This window comes from Flavobacterium helocola (assembly GCF_038289885.1).
GTDB classification, from domain to species: Bacteria; Bacteroidota; Bacteroidia; order Flavobacteriales; family Flavobacteriaceae; genus Flavobacterium; species Flavobacterium cheniae.
In genome coordinates this window covers 145344-149783 of sequence record NZ_JBBYHT010000003.1, presented here as the reverse complement: position 1 = coordinate 149783, position 4440 = coordinate 145344, and the positions used below count along the sequence as shown (strand labels likewise).

Here is a 4440-nt window from a genome sequence, read left to right as displayed (position 1 = left end):
CAATGAGGTGTTATCTTCTTTGTCAGACTGAGCGAAGTCGAAATTGTCTTCATTAGTTCCAGACTCTGCTCGAAGTGACAATGAGGTGTTATCTTCTTTGTCAAACTGAGAAAAATCTGAGTTGTTTTCATTGGTTCTAGACTCTGCTCGAAGTGACAATGAGGTGTTATCTTCTTTGTCAAACTGAGCGAAGTCGAAGTTGTCTTCATTAGTTCCAGACTCTGCTCGAAGTGACCATTTGTTCTGAATTCTAAATTCTGAATTCTGAATTTCACTTTCGCTATAAGTAGCTGTAAAGAAAGGCTTTATATTCTTTGTACTTCCTTCCCATTCCCCATATACTAAGACTTGCATATTTCGGGTTAGAAAAGTATTGGATAGAATCCATTTTTGAAGGCGGTAGCTCCAAGGTTGTTTACTTTTCGGATCCCAATTTCCAGCGTACTTAGCTGTTTTTTGTTTATTTGGAAATAAAATCTGTACCAAACATGCTAATAAAGCAATGTTCCCAGGACAACGTAAATGAATATGGTCGGCCTGTTTCATTGCTTTAAAAATTTTTATCAAAGCCACAAAAGCAAAAGGAACTGCTTTCAATTTATTAGAAAATGAGGTGATATCAAATTCTTGAAATTCAATAATTTTCTCCACTTCAAAAGAGATAGGTGCAATTAAGAGTTTCCTATCCTGCTTCCAAATCGGACAGCAAAATTGTATCGTATCGGCATGTTTTGCCCACAATTGCATTTCCTTTTCATAGGGAGCGTACAAATGTAATTTACCATCAAGTTCTACAACTGGTGCTGAGGATATGACTAAAAGCTTCAAGATAATTTATTTTTTGGTGCAAGTTACAATTTCAAAAATCAACTTCAAACTCTAAACAAAACTCTATTTAAGTGTAACGTGCAAAGCTTCGAACTCGGAGTGTCTCGTTCAACACAATCTACTTCAAAAAATCTCGGTGTAGCTCTGTGTAAAAAACCTTCTATAGTTCTCGACTGCGCTCGAAGTGACAATCATGTGAAACCAATTTTTAAGATTATTACAATTTCTTTAATCTGTGTTCCAAGAACCCGAAACTCGAAACCTAGATAAGTGAAACGTCCGACACTTCTGACTCTGTTTAGCTCTATTCAACACAATCTAATTTAAAAAACCTAAGTGACCCGAGCGTTAGCGAACTGACGAAGTAAAAAACCTTCTATAGTTCTCGACTGCGCTCGAAGTGACAATCATGTGAAACCAATTTTTAAGATTATTACAATTTCTTTAATCTGTGTTCCTAAAATTTCAAAATTCAACATTCGTTACTCGAGAGTTTTGCTCGAACTGGCGAAGCAATCAATATTCAAAATTCAAAACAACCGCTACACCCCTAAAGTCCCCTCAAGGGGACAATCCTACCAATAACTTTTGCTTTAAACATTTTAAATAAGAAAATCCTTAATTATCAGCGCTTCCCCTAGGCGGACCCATTTCACCCGCGTCCCAATCTCCCCATCATCCAATCTCCAAGACTCCCCATCTAAACATATCCCTCAGAACTTTTTTCTGAAACCTTTACAGCTGGCACTCCTAACATTACGCTATTTGCTTTAACATTAGTATTAACTAGTGAACAAGCTCCAATTAACACATTATCTTCTATTATAATATTTCCTGCGATTACTACATTCGCTCCAATATATACATTATTTCCGATTTTTGGAACCCCTCTATTTTCTCCTTGACCTGAAACCCCAATGGTTACGCCTTGTGATATATTGCAATTATTTCCAATAGTTGTTTTTGCATTTAAAATTATTCCACCAAAATGCCCTATATAGAACGAAGGTCCTATTTGAGCTGAAGCAGGAATTGAAATACCAGTGAGTATTTCAATTATTTTTTGCCAAATCAAACACAATAATTGCAACAATTGCTTTAAAATAGGAATCGGCATCTTGTGAACAGCATGCGCTACTCGGTATTGGAAACTGGCCCAAAATCCTTGCGTAAAAAATAAGATGGTAATAAAGTTACCTCCATATTTTTTATATTTTTTGTAATCGGATGAAATTAACTGTAAAAAATTCATTACCTTTTAAAAGATTTAAAAAGTAAATATACAATTAACCTGAATACAATTGTTATTTCCCTTTGTAAAATTCTTTCAATTCCAACACCACCTCTTTTACCTCTAACCCCATGTACCTACAAAATTCTTTTACCGTTATCTTTTGATGTTTTTCTTTGTTATTTTTTCTTTTGATTATTCTTACTACTCTTCTCGCATAGCTAGAACTAACTCCTAAAATAACCTCAACGTCCTTTGGTGTGATAATTAATCGTAACATAATTATTCTTTTTATAATTAATACTTTTTTATTTTTATTTCAAATTAAAAACTTGCTACAGTCAAAATGTGTAACGTGAAAACTTAGCCATTTAAAATTTCATAGCACAAAAGTAAAATCACCCTTTTTTAAAAAATAGGACAGTTTGTTTTGCACTATTTTAATTTACTCTTACAAATTAAATACACCACTTTTTCTAAAGTTGTGACATGAAACAAAATTCATTTTGCAAACTTAATTTCTTACTCTTTTAAAAAATAGGACAGTTTATTTTTACTTCTCAATTGCTAATTTACTTGAACTTTTAATTGTTCTAACCCCGCTGCCGATATTAGGTGTGTTGATAAATTTATTTGGATAATTGCTTACAATTACTACTGTTGCAATTTGTGGTGATTTGTGGTAGTGAGTATAGTTTGGGGTTTGCGGATTTGCCACAAAAGCCTCTAAATCTTATAATTTTTACTGTTGAAAACTTTTCTTGGACGATCTCCCTGTTCCTGAAAAAAAATCGAACTTATTTATACTTCATTGTATTTGAAGATATATGGGATACGTACGGGATATGTATGGGATATGTATGGGATATGTATGGGATATGTATGGAAAACCAATAGATTAAGTGATGACAAATGGAGGCTGTAACACAAAGTTTCGCAAAGTTTTCACACTAAGTAACACTAAGGAGTTTAGAAGTAGGTAGCGTAGAAATTTAGCTATAACTGAAAGAAAAGTCTAGTAAACTCGGTTTGATAGATTTTGATTACCAATTTTAGCGGTTATAATGTTATAAAATGGAACAAAACGGCACATTTGAATGCAAACGGAACCTAACTTTTTTTTGTTTGTAAAAGTCGTTATAGTTTTGAAATCGAAATCAAGGCGCCTGATTTACAAAACTTTTTATAAATCATTTAAAAATTAAAAATTATGGCAAAGCAACAGTCATTTTTGAAAGTAGCGGGAACGCTAGATGGTCTAACTTTTTATAAAAGTGTAGATGGGCACTTGGTTCGCACCAAGGGTGGGGTTTCAAAAGGTAGAATTATGAATGATCCTGCCTACATTAGAACAAGAGAGAATATCGCCGAATTTGGCACAACAGCTCAATCGGGAAAATTATTACGTAATGCAATTGGCACTATGCTCAATCGAGCGAAAGATCCTCGTATGAGTAGCCGCATGATGGGTATTTTGAGTAAAGTTCGACAATTGGATAGCAATTCTGCAAGAGGTGAACGAGTAGTCAGCGAAGGATTATTGACTTTAAATGGCAAACAATTATTAAAAGGTTTTGATTTTAATAACCGTGCTGCCTTACAAGCTGTATTTCATGCACCTTTCAATTTAGACACTCTAACTGGAGTTGTAACTATTGCAGATTTTGTTCCGTTAGATCAATTGCAGATTCCGGAAGGAGCCACACACGTGTCGTTTCGTACTGCTTTTATTAATTTGGATTTTGTTACGGGCGAGTTTGACACCCAGTATAGTCCTATTGTGAATACGGTACTTGATATGAATTCGACGACTATAACGCTAACTCCGGCTGGAGTACCAACAGGAGCAGGAACACAATTGTACTTATTGCTTATTGAATTTTTTCAGGAAGTAAATGGTGTACAATATCCTTTACGAAATGGAGCTTTTAATGTATTGAACTTGATTGATATTGTTTAAGGTTTAATCCTTTTAATTTATAGAGCCTCAACAATTTGTTGGGGCTTTTTCTTTTTTTTACCACAAAGGACACAAAGGCTTGCACTAAGCACGCTAAGTTGTTTTAAATAATTTCGAAATTTCTTCAATCTTTGTTCGGAAAAAATCAAGGCCAAGAACAAGAACAAGAACAAGGGCAACTTCAAACTTGAAACCTCAAACAAAAATTTTGAACCATATAAGCCATATAAGTTTTTTTAAGTCTAAATGGATAACGTTTAAAAGTTCATATAAGATTTTTAAGATTTCTTCAATCTACGTTCGGAAAAAATCAAGGCCAAGAACAAGAACAAGAACAAGGGCAACTTCAAACTTGAAACCTCAAACAAAAATTTTGAACCATATAAGCCATATAAGTTTTTTTAAGTCTAAATGGATAACG

The 4440-nt window shown here is 34.0% G+C and carries 3 protein-coding genes and 1 pseudogene; 1 reads left to right on the top strand and 3 read right to left on the bottom strand.

What is annotated here, in order from left to right; all coding sequences use genetic code 11:
• The 3 genes and pseudogenes from AAEO58_RS07890 to AAEO58_RS07880 all read right to left on the bottom strand — a co-directional run.
• Positions 1-828, bottom strand: a pseudogene (locus AAEO58_RS07890) (hypothetical protein); the annotation flags it as partial.
• A gap of 700 nt (positions 829-1528) precedes the next feature.
• On the bottom strand, positions 1529-2080 hold the full coding sequence (locus AAEO58_RS07885) for a serine O-acetyltransferase (protein WP_341682928.1): 552 nt from the start codon (positions 2078-2080) through the stop codon (positions 1529-1531).
• Between the two features lie 52 nt (positions 2081-2132).
• Positions 2133-2339 carry a hypothetical protein gene (locus AAEO58_RS07880; RefSeq protein ID WP_341682927.1) on the bottom strand — a complete coding sequence of 69 codons (207 nt, stop codon included), beginning with the start codon at positions 2337-2339 and terminating at the stop codon, positions 2133-2135.
• 1047 nt (positions 2340-3386) lie between these two features.
• Between AAEO58_RS07880 and AAEO58_RS07875 the strand changes: the two genes are divergently transcribed.
• Positions 3387-4019 (top strand): hypothetical protein, encoded by a 633-nt coding sequence (locus AAEO58_RS07875; protein WP_341682926.1) that lies wholly within the window; start codon positions 3387-3389, stop codon positions 4017-4019.
• The last annotated feature ends 421 nt before the right edge of the window (positions 4020-4440 follow it).